The sequence below is a fragment of the Mycobacterium sp. EPa45 genome, assembly GCF_001021385.1.
Taxonomy (GTDB): domain Bacteria; phylum Actinomycetota; class Actinomycetes; order Mycobacteriales; family Mycobacteriaceae; genus Mycobacterium.
Genome location: NZ_CP011773.1, coordinates 6,006,436 through 6,023,660 on the forward strand (window position 1 = coordinate 6,006,436; position 17,225 = coordinate 6,023,660).

A 17,225-nucleotide genomic window follows, 5' to 3' on the forward strand; every position below is an offset into this window, starting at 1 on the left:
CACACGGATGCTGGGTCGTTACTACCCGGCCCGCGCCGAGGTCTGCGGCGGACGGGCGTCACGGGCCTGGTCGACGGATGCCAGGCGGGTGCCCTCGGCCCCCGGCGGGCCGGTGTGCTTGTCGTGTTTGACGTCGCGGAAATCGATCATCCGGCGCATCCACCGCCGAGCCGGTTCCTCCACCCAGTGATAAAGCGCCACAGCGCCGAGGACCGCAGCGACGATAAGCCCGACGACCACCACTTTCTGCACCGATTTCGGCAGTTCGATCTGATACTCCTGGACCGCCCAGTTCCACGAGGTGTGCACGATCTCGTGAACCATGTAGAGGCTGAACGAGATCTGGCCGCCGTAGACCAGGAGCCGGGTGGACAGCAGCGCGGGAAGCGTGCCCACGCCGATCGCCAGCGTGACCACCAGTGGCATGAACAACACGTCGACCAGTCCGCCGGGGTCGATCATCCCGGCGACCGGATGTGCGTCGTAGTAGTAGAGGATCCCCACCATCGCGGCGGTCAGGAGCACCGCGGCGATGCCGGCGCCGTGTTGCGTCCGTCGACCGATCTGCAGCCGCCGCACCGCCGCGCACGCCAGCGCGCCCGCCAGGAACTGGGCGACGATGCGCGGCAGCCAGCTCCACGGGGTGTAGAACTGTCCGCTGGCCAGCAGCAGCAGGGTCGGCGGCAGCGCGGCCACGAAAGCGAGGAGCAGCAGTGTGCGCGCCCGGGAGACCCGTGCCATCCGGAAGATCACCAGGATGATCGCGCCGAACAGCAGGTACGCCAGCCACTCCGCACTGATCGACCAGGCCGGCCCGTCCCAGCTGGTGCCATCGAAGAACGGTTCGAACCACAGTTGCACCATGAACAGCTGGCGCACGTAGCTGATCGCGGTGAGCTTCTCGACAGCGGGCGATGGGGTGGCGCCGAAGTGCAGCGTGAAGATGATCCACGCGGCCGCGAGATGCATCGTCACCAGATAGACCGGCCACACCCGGGACAGTCGCAGCCACAGGAAGTGCAGGGTGGCCCGGCCGGAGAAATGCGATCCCATTCGGTCGAGATAGTTCCAGGTCAGTACGAATCCGCTGAGGATGAAGAACAGGTCGACACCCTGCGCCCCGGCGTTGAGCAGCGGCGCGAGGTCGTCCTTGAGTCGTGGGGACGCTTCCCAGATGAGCGGACGGAAGTGAAAGAGCACCACCCACAGGGCGGCGACGAAGCGAAGACCGGTCAGCGCCTTGATTTCTCCGGTTCGCACAACACCCATTCCGGCTTCAGCTTTACGTTTCGACGCCACTCCGTCAGACGGGTCGGACCCCGCCGCCCCCGCGATTCCACCTGGCAGCGTATCAGCGCGGCCGTCGCCGGCCTGGTCTCGCAATGCTGTGGGATTGCTGGACACACCCCTGTCGCGACGTTTGCTGGCGTGTGATCCCGGCAACACCGCGTGGGTTGGCACCCGTTTGACTACGACTTTCTCGACGCAACTCACGGTTCAACTGATCGATCAGGTTGCCGCCCAACCACCGTCGACGCTGAGCACGGTTCCGTGGATGTTGGCGGCGTCGTCGCCGGCGAGGAAAACCACCGCGGCCGCGACCTCCTCGGGGGTACTCACCCGCCGCGACGGCAGGCGGCTCAACGTCGGCGCGATGTGGTCGGCGAACTCCGCCTGCCGCTCGGTCCCGATCGGGCCGGGTGCCACAGCGTTGACCCGCACACCGCCGGGGCCGTACTCGTCGGCCCAGGACTGGGTGAACGAATGAATGGCGGCTTTGTTGGCGCTGTAGACCGCCGACCCGCTGGATCCACGCAGGCCGGTGATCGACCCGATGTTGACGATCGCACCGCCACCCTGGGCAACCATGCGCGGTGCCAGCACGCCGGTCAGCAGGAACGGAGCGAACACGTTGACGCCGAACACATCTCGGAGCTCCTGCTCACCGACGTCGGCGGTCGGGCTGGGCATCAGCAAGGTGGCCGCGTTGTTCACCAGAATGTCGATGCCGCCGGCCGCCTCGGTGGCCTCATCGGCAAGACGGCGGGCAGCAGCACCTCCGGCACCCAGATCGGCGGCGACAAATGCGCCGTTCCCGCCTGCCGAACGGATCGCGGCGACGACGGCATCGCCGCGGGTCTTGTCCCGTCCGCTCACCACCACGAACGCGCCGTCAGCGGCCAGGGCCGTTGCGATGGCCACCCCGAGGCCGCCTGTGGAACCGGTGACAAGTGCTCTGCGCCCGGCCAACCGGGTATCTTTTGGACTCATGAGTCCATATGCTTCGCCTCCAAAAATGGACCTGCAAGTCCAAAATTTGACGGCAAAGGGCCGGGCCACCCGCCAGCGGATCATCGAGGGAGCTGCCGCCGAGATCCGCGCCCGCGGCGTAGCGCTGACCACACTCGAAGACGTCATGGCGCGCACCCGCACCTCCAAGAGCCAGCTCTTCCACTACTTCCCCGGCGGTAAGGAACAGCTGCTGCTGGCCGTCGCCGCGCTCGAGTCCCAGATGGTGCTCGACGACCAGCAGCCTCACCTCGGTGCACTGACGTCCTGGGCCGCCTGGCAGCGGTGGCGGGATTCGGTGGTCGACCGCTACCGCCGACAGGGCCAGAACTGCCCGATCGCGGTACTGATGTCCGAGATCGGGCGCACCACCCCGGGGGCCGGGGCTGTCACCGCCGAGCTCATCGTCCAGTGGAGCGGTGCGATCGCGGCCGGCATCCGGTCGATGCAGGAGCAGGGCAAGGTGGCCGACTCGGTCAATGCCGAGCGCGCCGCAGCAGCATTGCTGGCCGGAATCCAGGGCGGGGTCGGCATCATGCTCGCGACCGGCGACCTGAGCTATCTGGAAGCCGCCCTCGACGAGGGTATCGGCGCGCTGCGAGCGGCGTGAGGGCCGGAGATCCCGAGGGCCTAGCCGCCGTTCTGCGCCATCGCCCAGCACGTGACCGAGTGCCACAGGTTGCAGGGGATGCCGTTCATCGTGGGGATCTGGTTGGGCTGGATGTTCGTCGTGACGTTGTCCGGACCGACCGCCTGCGGCACCTGGCCGCCCGACTGGCCGGACGTGCACACCCCGGGGAAACGGCTCGGGACCGTGCCGTACGGGCAGTCGGCGGACGCGGGTGCGGCGAGCACCAGCGAACCCGACGCGAGCGCCACTGCACACACGCCGATGGAAAGTCGCTTCACAGTCACCTGATTCCGCCTCGGGAAATCCGCGGGTCCAACTACTTAAGCACGATATCGACGGCGCAGCCAGATTCGTTAGCGGTTATCAGTGACGACGCCCTACGGACTGAGCACACCGGCGGCCGGCAACGTCAGCGACGGGGCGCTCGCACCGTTGAGCGTATTGAGTGCGCCCGACGCCTGGTTGGCGGTGCTGAGCATCTGCATCAGCGGCCCGAAGTTCCCGTTGCCGAGTTCGGCCATCACCGCCGGACATTGGGATCGGATGGCTTGCTCGGCCACGAACCCGGTCACCTGGGAGGCAAGGCCGCCGTGTCCGCTGGCCGTCGTGGCATTGGAAACCAGGCTGCTACCCGGCTGGACCAGCATCGGGCAGATCTGTTGGCCAATTTGCACGATCAGCTGACTGATACCGGTCGAGTTCAGCAGGCTACTGACGCCGGCCGTATCCGCGTGGGCGGGCGCCGGCCACACGGAGGCGGCGAGAAACGTTCCCGTCAGCACGGCCAGCGATCGCAGCGCGAAGGAAGCGCCCCTGGTCGATTCACTGCCGAATGTGCACCCGGTCATGTGGTCCTACTCTCGCTCGACGGGCTCAAGAGCGAGAGCCACTGATGTCACTTGAGTAACAATGGGCTGCTCAGGTCACACTTCTGGCACGGAACGGTAAAGGTTCGAAGCCTATGCGTTTCCTTTGCGTGTTCCTCCCGGACCGGTGCGACACTTCCCAGTTTCGGCGGCACTACTCGGCCCGCGCCGTTACAGGGCGTCGTTGATCTCGTTCTTCAGCACCTCGGCCTGGGTCCCGAAGACGGCCTGCACACTGGTGCCGACCTCGATCACACCCGCGGCGCCCATGCCCTTCAGCCGGTCGTGATCGACCTTGCCGGGGTCAACGACTTCCATGCGCAGCCGCGTGATGCACGCGTCGACGCTGCGCAGGTTTTCCCGGCCGCCGAACGCGGCGATGAGCTGTTCGGCCTTGCTGTCGACGGCCACCGGGGCCGTTGCCACCGCACCCCCGCCCTCGACCGGGGTTGCTGACGCGGCACCCTCGCCGAGGTTGGCCCGTTCCTCGGCATCAAATTCGGCTTCCGGCTCGCGGCCGGGCGTGCGCATGTTCCACCTGGTGATCGCGAACCGGAACAGCAGGTAATACACCGCGAAGAAGACCAGGCCCATGACGATCAGCAGGGGGATGTTCTTGGCGGCGGGTGCGGTGCCGTACAGCAGCAGATCGATCAGGCCGGCCGAAAACGAGAACCCGAGATGGATGTCGAGTAGGTACGCGATAGCCAGCGACAGTCCAGTCAGCACCGCGTGCACGATGTAGAGCGGGAACGCCACGAACATGAAGGCGAACTCCAGCGGTTCGGTGACGCCGGTGAGGAACGCGGTCAGCGCGGCGGCCGACAGGATGCCGAACGCGACCTTGCGCTGCTTGGAGTTCGCGACGTGGATCATGGCCAGCGCCGCACCGGGCAGACCGAACATCAGGATCGGATAGAAGCCCGACGTCAACAGCCCGGCGCTGGGATCGCCCGCGGCGAACCGGCTCAGCTCGCCGGTGACGACATGACCATCGCCGCTCGGGTAGCTGCCGTAGATGAACCACACGTAGGAGTTCAGGATGTGGTGCAGGCCCAGCGGAATCAGCATGCGGTTGGCGAAGCCGTAGACAAAGGCGCCCAGCGCACCGGCGCCGCCGATGAAGTGGCCCAGTCCGGTCAGACCGGCGTCGAAAATCGGATAGAAGTAACTCATCGCGAAGGCCACCACGAGACTCGCCAGCGAGACCACGATCGGCACGAAGCGCCGACCGCCGAAGAACCCGAGATATGACGGCAGTTGGATGGTGTGGTACCGGTCGAACAGCCATGCGGTGAGCAGGCCGACCACGATCCCGCCGAACACGCTGTAGTTGATCTGCGCCTGTTCGCCGGCCTTGTCGAGCTGACCGGCCAGTACGAACGGTGACATCGTCTTGAACACCGCCTGCATCACCAGGTAGCCGACGACGGCTGAGAGCGCGGTAGAACCATCGGCCTTGCGGGCGAAGCCAATCGCGACGCCGACGGCGAACAACAACGCCAGATTGTTGAACAATGCCCCACCGGCGGCGCTCATCGCCTGGAAGAACGGGCCGATCACCGGCGCTTTGATCCGGCCCAGCAGGTCATCTTGGCCGAGGCGCAGCAGGATGCCGGCCGCCGGGAGCACGGCGATCGGCAGCATCAGACTCTTGCCGAGACGCTGCAGCTGGGCGAAGCCCGGTATGCGCAGTCCCGACTTTTGCTGTGCCCCGGACTTTTTCGTGGTGTCGTTCATGACCGCCCGGCCTCCCTGTGTCGCAGCACAGCCGAAGCCTAGACAACGGCGGGCAGATGAGACGTTGTTTCGGCCACCCCCGCAGGTACGGACTCTCTATTGTTGACGACCAGGGGTAAGGAGTCGATGTGAGCACAACGCCTGTCCACGCGCCGGTGTCCGGGCGTGCCGTCGCACTCGGTGACGTACCCGATCCCGTTTTCTCGCAAGGCATGGTGGGTTACGGCGCCGCGATAGATCCGCCGCACGACGTCATCGACGCGGTCGCGCCGGTCAGCGGTCGCCTCCTCAAGCTGATGCCCCACGCCTACATCATCATGACGAGCGAGAACGTCGGCGTGCTGGTCCATCTCGGACTCGACACGGTGACGCTGAGCGGCGCCGGCTTCAGTGCCCGTGTCGCCGAGGGCGATACGGTGACCGCCGGCCAACCGGTCATAACCTATGACGTGCCCTCGGTGGTGGCGGCGGGGTTGAATCCGATAGTTCCCGTCGTGGTAATGGATGAACGCGAGCCGGGCAATGTCACGGTAAGCGCAGCGGTCACCGCGGGTGCCGAAATCAGCTCGGGCTCAGTGCTTTTCACCGCGAACAAGTAGGGGCCGATGGAAGTCGTCATCCTCGAGGACGCCGCACAGATCGGCGCCATCGCGGCCGATGCCGTCGAGTCGCTGCTCACTCGCAAGCCGGCGGCGGTGCTGGGCCTGGCCACCGGCTCGTCACCGCTGGCGATCTACGACGAACTCGCAGCCCGCCACAACGCGGGCCGCATCTCATTTCGGCAGGCCCGCGGCTTCACCCTCGACGAGTACGTCGGGTTGCCCGCCGATCATCCCGAGCGCTACCGCAACGTCATCGACACCGTGTTCGTCTCACGTGTCGACTTCGCGCCTGGCGCCGTTGCGGGTCCCGATGGGTTGGCCGAAGACATCCCCGTGGCGTGCGGCACCTACGAGGCGGCCATCGCCGCGGCCGGCGGTATCGATCTGCAGATCCTGGGTATCGGCACCGACGGCCACATCGGCTTCAACGAGCCGGGGTCGTCGCTCGCGTCACGTACCCGGATCAAAACGCTGACCCGGCAGACACGCATCGACAACGCCCGCTTCTTCGGTGATGACCCCGACCGGGTGCCGACCCACTGCCTAACCCAGGGCCTGGGCACGATCATGGCGGCCCGGCACGTGGTTCTGGTGGCCATCGGCCGCACCAAGGCCGAGGCCGTGCACCAGCTGGTCGAGGGCCCGGTCAGCGCGATGTGGCCGGCCACCATCCTGCAGCACCACCCCCATGCCACAGTGCTCCTCGACGGCGGCGCGGCCCGGCGACTGCAACTGGCCGACTATTACCGGGAGACCTACCGCTCCAAACCACACTGGCAGGGCATCTGAATTGCTGCTCATCGCCGAAACCTTGCTGACCGGCCGAGAGTTGTTGCGCCCCGGCTGGATTGAGGTGTCGGGTACGACAGTTCGAGCGCTCGGCCAGGGAGTGCCACCCCACGCCGCCGACCGCGAGCTGACCACTGTGGTGCCCGGCTTCGTCGACACCCACGTGCACGGCGGCGGCGGCTCGGATTTCTCGGCGGCGACAGCGGCGGACACCGCCGCTGTGGTGGAGCTGCACCGCCGGCATGGCACCACCACCTTGATCGCCTCGCTGGTATCGGCCGGTCCGGCCGAGCTGCTGCACCAGGTCAGGGTGCTCGCCGGCCACGTGCGGGACGGTTTGATCGCCGGAGTTCACCTGGAGGGGCCGTGGCTCGCGGTGCAGCGCTGTGGGGCGCACGATCCCGTGCTGCTCCGCGATCCGGACATCGACGAGGTCGACCGGCTGTTACAGGCCGGTGGTGGAGCAATCCGAATGGTCACCCTGGCGCCGGAACGGGTGGGCGCGCCGGCGGCGATCGAGCGAATCGTCGCCGCCGGTGCGGTGGCTGCGGTCGGCCATACCGAGGCGACCTACGAGCAGACGCGCGCAGCGATCGCCATGGGCGCGACGGTGGGCACGCATCTGTTCAACGCCATGCGCCCGATTCACCACCGTGAGCCGGGCCCCGTGATCGCGCTGCTGGAAGACCCGCGTGTGACGGTCGAGTTGATCGCCGACGGCGTGCACGTCGACGCCGCCCTGTACCGGCACGTGGCTCACGCGGCCGGCCCCGACCGGATGTCACTGATCACCGACGCCATGGCCGCAGCGGGAGTCAGCGATGGTCGCTATCGGATCGGGAGGATGGACGTCGAGGTCGACGACGGGGTGGCCCGGTTGGCCGGCACGTCGACGATTGCGGGCAGCACCGCCACCATGGACCGGGTGTTCGCGTTCGCCGTCGCCCACAGCGGGCTGCCCGACGACGAGGCACTGCTGCTCGCGGTACGCCAGTCTTCGGTGAATCCGGCTCGCGCACTGGGGCTTCCGTGTCCCGAACTGACCCCGGGAGCGCGCGCCGACCTGGTCGCGCTCGGCGCCGACCTCACGGTAACCGACGTCCTGAACGGCGGCGCCTGGGTTACACGCTGAGCCGACGAACGCCCGTTCGAATTCTTGTCGGACCCCTCGGGCATGGTGTCTGAAACGCCGTCGCGCCGACGAAAGGGGCCCGCAATGTGCTGGTTGTGCGACCATCCGGACAACACCGTTGCCGACTACCTCGACGAGGTCCGTGCCAAGATCCTGCGGCGGGGCTGGGCGGTGCAATACGTCGAATCGTCCACGATGCCGTTCGCGTACACGATCGGCTTGAGCGATTACGACGTACCGGAGCTGCTGATGACGAACGTGTCGCCGCAACGCGCCGCTCGCCTGCTGAGTCGGTCAGCCGAGCTTGTGGTGGGCGGTGCCGACCTCACGGCCGGTCAGCAGTTCACCCTGTGCGGCGGCCCGATGCTCGAGGTCGTCGAGGTCGAACATCCTGATGCGCACATGGGCTTCGCGATTGCCCTGTACGGCAGGGATATTCGTGCGCTGCAATTGGTCTGGTCGGACGGTCGCGGCCGGTGGCCGTGGGCGGCCGATTTCTGCGATCGGGAAAGCCGTCAACCGGTATTGGGGGTGCGCACCAGAGCCGCGTGATATCGGTGGTCACAAAGCAATCACGGCAGGCGTGCCAGGGCCGGCCGACGCTGTCGGCGTTGTTACGTTGCTGGCTGTGAGGACCTTCGTGCATCGCGCGACCCGCTGGTTGCGGCGGCTCGGGATCCTCACCACGACCCTGCTGCTGGCCCCCGGACTGGTCGGCGTCGTAGGCCAGACCGCCCCCGCCGCCGGGTACTCCCGGTCCGGTCTGCCGGTGGAAGCCTTCGATGTGCCATCACCGGCGATGGGCCGCACCATCCGGATCCAATTCCAGGGCGGTGGCGCGCATGCGCTCTACCTTTTGGACGGCTTGCGCGCCCGCGACGACGAGAACGGCTGGGACATCAACACCGCCGCGTTCGAGTGGTATTACCAATCCGGGCTGTCACTGGTGATGCCGGTCGGTGGCCAATCGAGCTTCTACAGCGATTGGTATCAACCGGCGGCCGGGTCGAACGGGACCTTGACCTATAAGTGGGAGACGTTCCTCACCCAGGAGCTGCCTGCCTGGCTAGCGCTCAACAAGGGTGTCACTCCGATCAACAATGCGGTCGTGGGTCTTTCGATGTCCGGCAGCGCAGCACTGACGCTGGCGATCTGGCATCCCCAACAGTTCATCTTCGCGGGCTCGCTGTCGGGATTCCTCAACCCCTCACTGGGATTGTGGCCCACGCTGATCGGGCTGGCGATGAAGGACGGCGGCGGTTATCGCTCCACGGACATGTGGGGCCCCACCAACGATCCGGCCTGGCAGCGCAACGACCCGATGGTCAATGTCGCACGGCTGGTCGCCAACGGGACCGCGGTGTGGATCTATTGCGGCACGGGCGCACCGTCGGAACTCGACAACACCGACGACCCCACCTTCGGCGGACTGTTCACGGCCGGATACCTGGAGAACATCACCTTGAACACCAACAAGGAGTTCCAGCGCAAGTATCAAGCCGCCGGCGGCCGCAACGCGGTCTTCAACTTCCCGCCCAGCGGTACGCACAGTTGGGGGTACTGGGGCGCACAGCTGCAGGCGATGAAGGGCGATCTGCAGCGGGTGCTGGGAGCAACCCCGACCGCCTGATACTGCGAAGTCCCCTGCGCGCGCGCCGGGGTCGCATACCATCCACGAATGGGTGGGATCTCGTTGCAGTCAGTCGAGCGTTCCGTCGCCCAGACGCCGTTGATCGGTCAGATCCTGGCTCGGCTCGCTGACGCTGAGCGAGCCGTAATCCGTGCGATAAAAGCACATCTCGCCGAGATCGACCCGCCGCCCGACGAGCCGCCGGAACTCTCCACCGATCAGCCGCCCGCAACTCCGACCGACGTCCTGCGTGACCTACTCGACCGGTCTATGTACAGCCGCCCCGACGACAGCCGGACGGCCCTCTACCTGTCGCTGCTGCAGGAGCTCCTACCCGACGAGGCGCGCATCCTCGCCGCGCTGTCCGACGGCGCCTCCTACCCCGTCATCGATATCGCCGAGCCGCTGCTGGGCACCAGCACCGCACTGGTCCTGACCAACGCCTCGACGGTGGGGCGCGCCGCCGGCGTCTCGCTTCCTCATCACACCCCCCTCTACGTCAGTCGCCTCGTTCTCGCCGGGCTTGCGGTCATCGGGCCCGAAGGCGGGAACGCGATGTACGACGACTACGAGATGCTGCTCACCGATGCTGTCGTGAACATGGCAATTGCCAAGGCGCGGCGCGGTATCCGCTCCGCACGTGTGATCCGGCGAACCGTCCGGATATCCGAGCTCGGCCAAGAGCTGTGGGAGGCCGCCAAGTGAGTATCGACATGGCCCACGTCTTCACCTATCCGTGGTGGGTCTATGTGTCCATACCGCTCGGGGCGGCGTTGGTCGGCTGGGCTACGAAGATCCTCGCGCTGAAGATGATGTTCTATCCCGTCGAATTCAAGGGCATCAAGCCGTATCTGGGATGGCAGGGCCAGATCCCCAAGCGGGCGCCGAAAATGGCTGCCGTTGCCGTGGATTCACTCACCTCGGGGATCCTGAAACCCGAGGAGATGTTCGATAAGATCGATCCCGACGAGCTCGTGAAGGAACTTGGCGAGCCGCTCAACGCGGCGGCCACCGAACTCGTCGACACCATGATGATGGCGCTTCAACCCCAGTTGTGGCGTGCCACACCAGACCAGGTCAAAGACCTCATCGTAGCCAACGTGAACAACCGTATCCCGGCCGCCTCACGGGCGATGTTCGCCGAGCTGCGCGGTCAGGTGGACCAGATCTTCGACATCAAGCACATGGTCGTCACCAACCTGGTCCGCGACAAGGCCAAGCTCAACCGCGTGTTCCAGGACATCGGCCAGTCCGCGTTCAAGTTCCTGGTCCGGGCCGGTTTGTGGTTCGGGTTCACCATCGGCCTCGTCCAGGTTCTGGTCTTCGGCTTCACCGGATGGGTATGGACGTTGCCTGCGTTCGGACTCTTGACCGGTGGCCTCACCGATTTCGTTGCGTTGCAGATGATTTTCCGTCCACTGGAACGGCGTACGGTGTTCCCCGGCATCAAGTGGCAGGGCGTTTTCCAGGCTGAACGCGATGACGTGATCAAGGGGTACGCCGCGTTGATGGCACGGGAGATCTTCACGCCGAAGGCCATCATGGAAAGCGTGCTGACCGGTCCGATGTCGGACAAGTTCTTCGATCTCATTCAAACCGAGATCAGCAACACGATCGACGCTCAACTCGGCAGAGCTGTCCGGGTGATCAATGCTGTGGGCAGTCGGCAGTACCAGCAGATGAAGCAGCAGATCGCGGCCTCCATCATCGCGAAGCTGCCCGAGACATCAAGCTACATCGAGGGATACTTTCAGGAGCGGCTCCAACTCGAAGACATGATGGTCGAGAAGATGCGCGACCTCGACGCACAGTCCTACGAGAATCTGCTGCGGCCCGCGTTCAAGGATGACGAATGGATCATCGTCGTGCTCGGCGCCGCCCTCGGCTTCCTGTTCGGCGAAGTGCAAGCCGAACTGATCGTGATGCTCGCCGGCCACTAGTCCCGGTGTGCCACAACGTTGATGACGTTGCCGTCCGGATCGCGAACGAAGAAGCGCCGCACTCCCCACGATTCCGTCGTCAGCGGGTGCACGATCTCGTAGCCACGGGCGCAGGCTTGCTGGTACGCGGCGTCGACGTCATCGGTCGCGACCGAGATGACGGGCGCCGCAGGCGCGGTCGCGTCATCGGTCAGCAGCTGCAGGTTCGCACCGGTGTCGGGGCTGGTGAAGCGGGCCACCCAGCCGAGGTTGAACTCTTCGGTCGTCAGCCCCAGGTAATCGGTGTAGAAACCCTTGGCCGCCTCGATGTCGGCGACCTGGAGGTCGGCAATGATCCGGTTGACACGCATCCGTCCATTCAACCCTCCGCGGCATCGCGATGGGAGACTCATTTCGACCAGGAGGCCCGCATCATGCACACCGTCGTGTTGGTAGACAGCAGAACCGCTAGCACGCTGGCTCAGGTGCTGCCCCTGCTTTTGCTCACGCTTGTGGTGGAAGTGCGCCGTACGCAACGACATCGCCGCTTGTCGCAGCTGGGCATTGGCGCGTTCCTGGCGATCTTTGGTCTGGTTGAGGTCATCTTGGTGCTCTCGATCGACGGTGCGTTCTACCCGTTCCAGTGGTTCGACTTCTTCTCGGCGGCGATCATCTTCGGGCTGATGTACCTGATCGCCTCGCTGTCGTTGTCGGACCCCTCGAACGATGACAGCGGCGAGAACTTCCAGGCCTAACCACCTTCGTCGCTTTTCGGCAGGAAGCGTTCTGGATGGTGGAAGTCGTTGACGCCGCCGACGTGGATCGGCAGGTGTGGTGGTGGTATCCATTCGGTGTCGCCGTTGGGTTGTTTTCGGGTGGTCCAGCCGCCGGTTTCGACGAGTTGGTTATCGGGTGGGCAGGCAAAGGCGAGTTCGTCGATGTTGGTGGCGCCGCCGTGTTTCCAGTCTTTGGCGGCGTGGTGGACCTGGGCGGCATAGCCCGGGACGGTGCAGCCTGGTTTGGTGCAGCCGCGGTCTTTGGAGTGCAACACGATTCGTTGATCGGCCGAGGCGATGCGTTTGGTGCGGCCCAGCCACAATGCTTGGCCGGTGACCCCGTCGAAGATCGTCAGGTAGTGGTAGGCGTGTCGGGCCATCCGGATGACGTCGGTGATCGGCAGCATGGTGCCGCCGCCGGTCACCCCGTGGCCGGTCTTGGTCTGCAACTGCTGCAAGGTGGTGGACACGATCACGGTGACGGGTAGCCCGTTGTGCTGGCCCAGTACCGGGTCGCCGAGGGTGCGGCGCAGCATCGCCATCAGGGCGTCGTGTTGGCGTTGGCCGAGCGTGCGGGTGTCAGCCTGCGCGTGTTCGGCGGTGGGCTCACCTTCGGTGACCGCGGTCTGATCGGCCGGGTTGCACATACCCAGCGTGGCGTACTTGGCGAATGCCGCCTCGACGTACGAGCTCATCTCCGGGGTGGCCTGGATACGGATCTCGGTCATCCCGTCGGGCTGCTGGCGCCCGACGACCACGGTGCGTTTACGGGCCCGGTCCTCATCGGAGAACTCCCCGTCAGGGTTGATCTCCAACGCCAGCCGGTGCGCCACTCGGCTCAACTGATCCGGACGCATTCGCAGTGCGTGCTCGGCCAGGAACCGTTCAGCGTCTTCGCGGACCTCGCCGGGGACGTCGACCGGCAGCGCACCCAGGAATTTCTGGATGATCCGCACATGCTCGCCGTCGAGGAGCCCGCCGCGCCATGCCTCGGCCGTGCCCGGCTGACGCGGCGCCACCGGTTCACCGGTCAGGCTGGTGCGCGGGGTCAGCGGCTCGATGACCTCGGCGCGGCGGCGGGCTTCGGCCGGGGTGATCCGCAACCAATCCGCGAGCAGTTTGCCCGGCTTGCCACCAAGCTCGCTGAGCTCACGCCGATGCAGCTCATGGCTGAGGTCGTAGCGCACCACATCATGACGGCGGGTTGCCTTCTCACACCGAGCGGCCAACTCCAACACGTCGATCACCGCAAGCCCGGCAAGATCGACCTTCGCCAGCGTGGTCAACGCCGCCTCGATCGAATCGAGCGCCTCATCCACTTCGATCGAAAGCATGTTCGAATCCTATGCCCGCCGGGGCCGGCGGAAACCGACGTCAGATCCGATCTGTGGACGAACCCGAGACTGGGGATAACAGCGCTAATCGCCGAAGCTGATGACCTCGCCCCGGTTGATGGAGACCCAGTCGCGCGCCTCCAGATACGGGCGGAAGGTCTCGGCGATCAATCGTTCATCGGTCGGCGTCTTGGGCCGCTGAAGCTCGTAAAGGTGCGGAAATTCGGTCCACGCGACGACGGCGTCCCACAGCCGCACCGCGGCATCCCCGGTCGGCGGGTCGATGAGCACCGGCCCGAACAGGCACTGCCCGTCGGGGAAGAACAGCGTCGGTACCCCGTAGCCATCCGCCGCCACGACCCGATTGTGGTCGGCCAGGACTTCGTCACCCGTGGTGGGATCCGCGATGGCCTGGTCCACCAGTGCAGGGTCGAATCCCAACTCCGCCAGCAAGTGCCGGGCCACCGCCGGGTCGTGCGGTTTGTGACCATCGACGTGCAAGGCCCGCCCGGCACGTTGGTACCAGGCCTCCACAGCCGCCATCGACTCGCGGCGCAACAGCGCCCCGACGCGCATCATCGACCAGCCGTAGGACCAATCGCGTTCCCAGGGGTGCTTTTTGCCCTCCTGGCGATTGATCTCCTCAAGGCTGAAGAAGCGCCAGTTCACCACCACCCCGGTCCGGTCCCGCACCTCGCGGATCCAGAGCGACGTCTGGTAGGCGTACGGGCACATGACGTCGAAGTGGAAGTCGACGGACTCGGGCCGCCCGCTCACATCGTGAACCTCAGGTTGCGGGCGGCGCGTTCACCGAGCTCGGCGTCGCCGGTCCAGCTGACCGCACCGGAGTCGATCTGCGCCTGGGGATCGATGCGGCCACACGCGAGCATGATGAAGGTGGTCGAGTCCGTCGTCAGCGTCGCTGTCGGGTTATCAAGGTGGTCAACCTGTTTCGCCCGTCCGTTGACGGCGACATCGATCTCCCGAACCAGCGGCCCGGTCAGCTGGAAGGCGATGCTGCTGCCCTCGGGGACACCGACCTTCTTACCGGCGATGTAGCCGATCGAGCTTTCCACCTGCGCCAGCGCCAGTTCGGCGGCCAGGCCGGTGTCGTCGGTGGGCCGGCCGAGTGGAATCGTGATGTCGCGCACGTGAACCCAGAAGTCGAAGACCCGGATCTCCAGGAATCGGCCGTAGGTTCCGCGGCCGGTGGGCATCCACGATGGCCGGTCGAGGTCGGCGGCCGTCAGCGTGCTGAGGTCGCGCCGCCGCTCGGCGAAGACGGAAGTGACCTTGTCGGCCAGGATCGCGGGATCGTCCGTGCCGGCCAGGAACTCTGCCGCCCGGCCGAACGGCGGCGGGGTGGCATCGTCCTGCGGCAGCCAGCCCGCCATGACGGCTTCAATGCTGACAACGTGCTGAATGACATCGCGGACGACCCAGTCCGGGCACAGCGACTGTGCCTTCCAATCGGCCTCGCTCAGGTCGGCGCACAGGCCCTCGATAGCGCCGTAACACGCCTCGAGTGCGGCGCGGATCTCGTCCAGACTCCTCATGACTCGATCAAACTACGCGCGGCGGACGGCCGGGTCTGATCGGGCTGATCCGTCAGCCCGCGGCGTTGGTCAGCATCGGCGGGCAGTTGCCCGCAGGATCGGTCGCCAGCTCGAAATGCCACACCTCGTTGGCGTAGATGCGGCACAGCCCGAACCGCGCACCGTTGGCCGTCAACCACTGGTCAGCGCCCACGCCCCCCACGTCGACCGCCTCGCCGACGACATGCCTGGACGCCTCCGGAGTCTGCACGTACTCACGCGCGGCCGCCAGGCTGCCGTACTGAGCCACTGCGCTGTCAAGCAGACGCTGCTGGAACTCCGGCGACCGCCACCCGGAGGTGATCGTCATCGTGATGCCGGCGGCCGACGCCGCCGTGGCCGCCTGCTGAATCGCGTCGAGCAGGCTCGGGTCCAAGCGCCCGATGGCGGGGTTCTGCACATCGAACGGCGTCACGATCTGGCCGTCTGCCAACGATCCGTCACCGGCGATAATTGCCGGCGGATCGACGCTGACTGTGTTGTCCGCCAGGGCAATTCGGGTCGCCGGGGCGGCACCCACCACGACCGCCGCCGCGATCGCCGCGCCAACCATCCCGGCCGCCACGAACGTGCCATCTATCCGCATGATCTCCTCATCATCGCAGACCGAATCCTGGTGCTCACCGCTGCGATGCGACAGACTTCAGCGGTGCGCACCCGACTGTCCCTCCTACTCGCCGCGGCCCTGCTGGCCGTGACCGGGTGCACGCCACGGACGGTCGACTCTGCGACAACACCGGTAGCGGGCCCGTCGGCCACCTCTGTACCCGCGGCCGCCCTGGACGCCACAACCACTCCCGGCGCGCTCGCGGGTGCCCAGCCCCGGCTGGCATCGGATCCCGCCCAGCTGGCCGACGACCTGGTCGCCGATGAGCTGGCCATCCGCGACCCGTCGACCCCGGAAGCCGCTCTTGCGGCGGCTGCGCGGCGTCAGCAGGTCGCCTACCGCAGCATCGGACGCCACCCCGAGTGGGATGGGACCATCCGGTCGCGGATTCCCGCGACGCTGATCGACGCCTACGACCGCCATGTCGACGCGCGGCGACAGCTCGCCGCGATGGCAACCACGCGAGACACCCTGCCTGCGTGGCGCGTCCAGCCGCCGCCTCCGGCCGACGAACTGCTCGGCTACTACCACGAGGCGGAAGCCGCGACTGGCGTCGGTTGGAATTACCTGGCGGCGATCAACCTGATCGAGACCCGCTTCGGCAGCATCGCGGGACTGAGCACCGCCGGTGCGGATGGACCGATGCAGTTTCTGCCGTCGACCTTCGCCGCCTACGGCGACGGTGGTGACATCCGCTCGCCCCGCGACAGTGTCCTGGCCGCCGGACGGTATCTGGCTGCCAACGGCTTCGACGCGGACCCCGATCGCGCCATCTTCCGCTACAACCACGCCGACCAATACGTGGCCGCCGTCAAGGATTACGCCGCGGTCCTCGCCGATCCCGCCACATTCGCGGGCTTTTACCGGTGGGACGTCTACTACGTGACCACTGACGGTGACGTAGTCCTGCCGATCGGGTACGCAGCGGATGCGCCCATCCCGGTCGGCGAGTACCTGGCCACCCACCCGCAGTAGCTCAGGTCTCGTCTGCGACCTGGTGCCGATCTACCTTTCCGGGCCCAGCTGGATCATCGTCCTGATGATCCAGCTGCTCCTGGAGGACGCGCTGCTCTTCGCTCGCTTTCCTGGCGTCCACCGGCGTTGCCGGCGGCTCGTTGCGAAGTTCCATTACTTCTTGAAGGCGTCTTTGACCTTCTCGCCCGCGTCCTTGAGGCTGGACTTGGCCTGATCGAGCTTGCCCTCGTTTTCGGTGCTCTTGTCACCGGAGGCGCGGCCTACTCCCTCTTTGGCCTTGCCTGCGACGTCGTCGACCTTATTGCTGATCTTGTCAGAGATACCCATGCCCCGGGTGTAC

21 protein-coding genes are annotated in these 17,225 nt (G+C 66.2%); 10 read left to right on the forward strand and 11 right to left on the reverse strand.

Features of this window, described 5'->3' with window-relative positions:
* Window positions 1-21 precede the first annotated feature (21 nt).
* The gene (locus tag AB431_RS28510; RefSeq protein ID WP_047332776.1) at window positions 22-1,269 is read right to left on the reverse strand and encodes an acyltransferase; all 1,248 of its coding nucleotides are present in this window, start codon (window positions 1,267-1,269) and stop codon (window positions 22-24) included.
* A gap of 240 nt (window positions 1,270-1,509) precedes the next feature.
* Window positions 1,510-2,271: an SDR family NAD(P)-dependent oxidoreductase gene (locus AB431_RS28515; protein ID WP_047332777.1), complete on the reverse strand. Its 762-nt coding sequence runs from the start codon at window positions 2,269-2,271 to the stop codon at window positions 1,510-1,512.
* 25 nt (window positions 2,272-2,296) lie between these two features.
* Here AB431_RS28515 and AB431_RS28520 point away from each other — a divergent pair, with 25 nt between their 5' ends.
* Window positions 2,297-2,899, forward strand: coding sequence for a TetR/AcrR family transcriptional regulator (locus AB431_RS28520; protein WP_047332778.1), 603 nt, complete (start codon window positions 2,297-2,299; stop codon window positions 2,897-2,899).
* A gap of 20 nt (window positions 2,900-2,919) precedes the next feature.
* On the opposite strand, the gene AB431_RS28525 is transcribed toward AB431_RS28520, so the two are convergent.
* The 3 genes from AB431_RS28525 to AB431_RS28535 form a co-directional block, all read right to left on the reverse strand.
* Window positions 2,920-3,204 carry a hypothetical protein gene (locus AB431_RS28525; protein WP_047332779.1) on the reverse strand — a complete coding sequence of 95 codons (285 nt, stop codon included), beginning with the start codon at window positions 3,202-3,204 and terminating at the stop codon, window positions 2,920-2,922.
* A 93-nt stretch (window positions 3,205-3,297) separates the two neighbouring features.
* On the reverse strand, window positions 3,298-3,768 hold the full coding sequence (locus AB431_RS28530) for a DUF732 domain-containing protein (RefSeq protein ID WP_047332780.1): 471 nt from the start codon (window positions 3,766-3,768) through the stop codon (window positions 3,298-3,300).
* A gap of 189 nt (window positions 3,769-3,957) precedes the next feature.
* Window positions 3,958-5,526 carry a PTS transporter subunit EIIC gene (locus tag AB431_RS28535; RefSeq protein WP_047332781.1) on the reverse strand — a complete coding sequence of 523 codons (1,569 nt, stop codon included), beginning with the start codon at window positions 5,524-5,526 and terminating at the stop codon, window positions 3,958-3,960.
* Between the two features lie 128 nt (window positions 5,527-5,654).
* Between AB431_RS28535 and AB431_RS28540 the strand changes: the two genes are divergently transcribed.
* The 7 genes from AB431_RS28540 to AB431_RS28570 all read left to right on the forward strand — a co-directional run bounded on the left by AB431_RS28540 (window position 5,655) and on the right by AB431_RS28570 (window position 11,619).
* Window positions 5,655-6,125 carry a glucose PTS transporter subunit IIA gene (locus tag AB431_RS28540; RefSeq protein WP_047332782.1) on the forward strand — a complete coding sequence of 157 codons (471 nt, stop codon included), beginning with the start codon at window positions 5,655-5,657 and terminating at the stop codon, window positions 6,123-6,125.
* A gap of 6 nt (window positions 6,126-6,131) precedes the next feature.
* A complete protein-coding gene (nagB, locus tag AB431_RS28545; RefSeq protein ID WP_047332783.1) occupies window positions 6,132-6,917 on the forward strand; it encodes a glucosamine-6-phosphate deaminase in 786 nt (261 codons plus the stop codon).
* 1 nt (window position 6,918) lies between these two features.
* On the forward strand, window positions 6,919-8,049 hold the full coding sequence (locus AB431_RS28550; RefSeq protein ID WP_047332784.1) for an N-acetylglucosamine-6-phosphate deacetylase: 1,131 nt from the start codon (window positions 6,919-6,921) through the stop codon (window positions 8,047-8,049).
* Window positions 8,050-8,133: 84 nt separating this feature from the next.
* Window positions 8,134-8,601: a DUF4262 domain-containing protein gene (locus tag AB431_RS28555; protein WP_047332785.1), complete on the forward strand. Its 468-nt coding sequence runs from the start codon at window positions 8,134-8,136 to the stop codon at window positions 8,599-8,601.
* A 70-nt stretch (window positions 8,602-8,671) separates the two neighbouring features.
* Window positions 8,672-9,679, forward strand: coding sequence for an esterase family protein (locus AB431_RS28560; protein WP_369803100.1), 1,008 nt, complete (start codon window positions 8,672-8,674; stop codon window positions 9,677-9,679).
* A gap of 48 nt (window positions 9,680-9,727) precedes the next feature.
* The gene (locus AB431_RS28565; RefSeq protein WP_052960423.1) at window positions 9,728-10,384 is read left to right on the forward strand and encodes a hypothetical protein; all 657 of its coding nucleotides are present in this window, start codon (window positions 9,728-9,730) and stop codon (window positions 10,382-10,384) included.
* A complete protein-coding gene (locus tag AB431_RS28570) occupies window positions 10,381-11,619 on the forward strand; it encodes a DUF445 domain-containing protein (RefSeq protein ID WP_144418399.1) in 1,239 nt (412 codons plus the stop codon). The genes AB431_RS28565 and AB431_RS28570 overlap by 4 nt, the downstream gene beginning before the upstream one ends.
* Here the strand turns inward: AB431_RS28570 and AB431_RS28575 are convergent.
* Window positions 11,616-11,969, reverse strand: coding sequence for a glyoxalase superfamily protein (locus tag AB431_RS28575; RefSeq protein WP_047332787.1), 354 nt, complete (start codon window positions 11,967-11,969; stop codon window positions 11,616-11,618). The two genes, AB431_RS28570 and AB431_RS28575, sit on opposite strands and share 4 nt — an antisense overlap.
* A gap of 63 nt (window positions 11,970-12,032) precedes the next feature.
* Here AB431_RS28575 and AB431_RS28580 point away from each other — a divergent pair, with 63 nt between their 5' ends.
* A complete protein-coding gene (locus AB431_RS28580; RefSeq protein ID WP_047332788.1) occupies window positions 12,033-12,353 on the forward strand; it encodes a hypothetical protein in 321 nt (106 codons plus the stop codon).
* Here the strand turns inward: AB431_RS28580 and AB431_RS28585 are convergent.
* The 4 genes from AB431_RS28585 to AB431_RS28600 form a co-directional block, all read right to left on the reverse strand.
* Window positions 12,350-13,708: an HNH endonuclease signature motif containing protein gene (locus AB431_RS28585; protein ID WP_047332789.1), complete on the reverse strand. Its 1,359-nt coding sequence runs from the start codon at window positions 13,706-13,708 to the stop codon at window positions 12,350-12,352. The genes AB431_RS28580 and AB431_RS28585 overlap by 4 nt on opposite strands.
* 84 nt (window positions 13,709-13,792) lie before the next feature.
* On the reverse strand, window positions 13,793-14,485 hold the full coding sequence (locus AB431_RS28590) for a DsbA family protein (protein WP_047332790.1): 693 nt from the start codon (window positions 14,483-14,485) through the stop codon (window positions 13,793-13,795).
* The gene (locus tag AB431_RS28595) at window positions 14,482-15,264 is read right to left on the reverse strand and encodes a maleylpyruvate isomerase N-terminal domain-containing protein (protein WP_047332791.1); all 783 of its coding nucleotides are present in this window, start codon (window positions 15,262-15,264) and stop codon (window positions 14,482-14,484) included. The genes AB431_RS28590 and AB431_RS28595 overlap by 4 nt, the downstream gene beginning before the upstream one ends.
* Window positions 15,265-15,316: 52 nt before the next feature.
* Window positions 15,317-15,889: a M15 family metallopeptidase gene (locus AB431_RS28600; protein ID WP_047332792.1), complete on the reverse strand. Its 573-nt coding sequence runs from the start codon at window positions 15,887-15,889 to the stop codon at window positions 15,317-15,319.
* A 45-nt stretch (window positions 15,890-15,934) separates the two neighbouring features.
* On the opposite strand from AB431_RS28600, the gene AB431_RS28605 reads away from it, so the two are divergent.
* Window positions 15,935-16,885, forward strand: a complete 951-nt coding sequence (locus AB431_RS28605) for a lytic transglycosylase domain-containing protein (protein WP_047333896.1) — start codon at window positions 15,935-15,937, stop codon at window positions 16,883-16,885.
* A gap of 153 nt (window positions 16,886-17,038) precedes the next feature.
* On the opposite strand, the gene AB431_RS28610 is transcribed toward AB431_RS28605, so the two are convergent.
* Window positions 17,039-17,212, reverse strand: a complete 174-nt coding sequence (locus AB431_RS28610; RefSeq protein WP_047332793.1) for a CsbD family protein — start codon at window positions 17,210-17,212, stop codon at window positions 17,039-17,041.
* Between the last annotated feature and the right edge of the window lie 13 nt (window positions 17,213-17,225).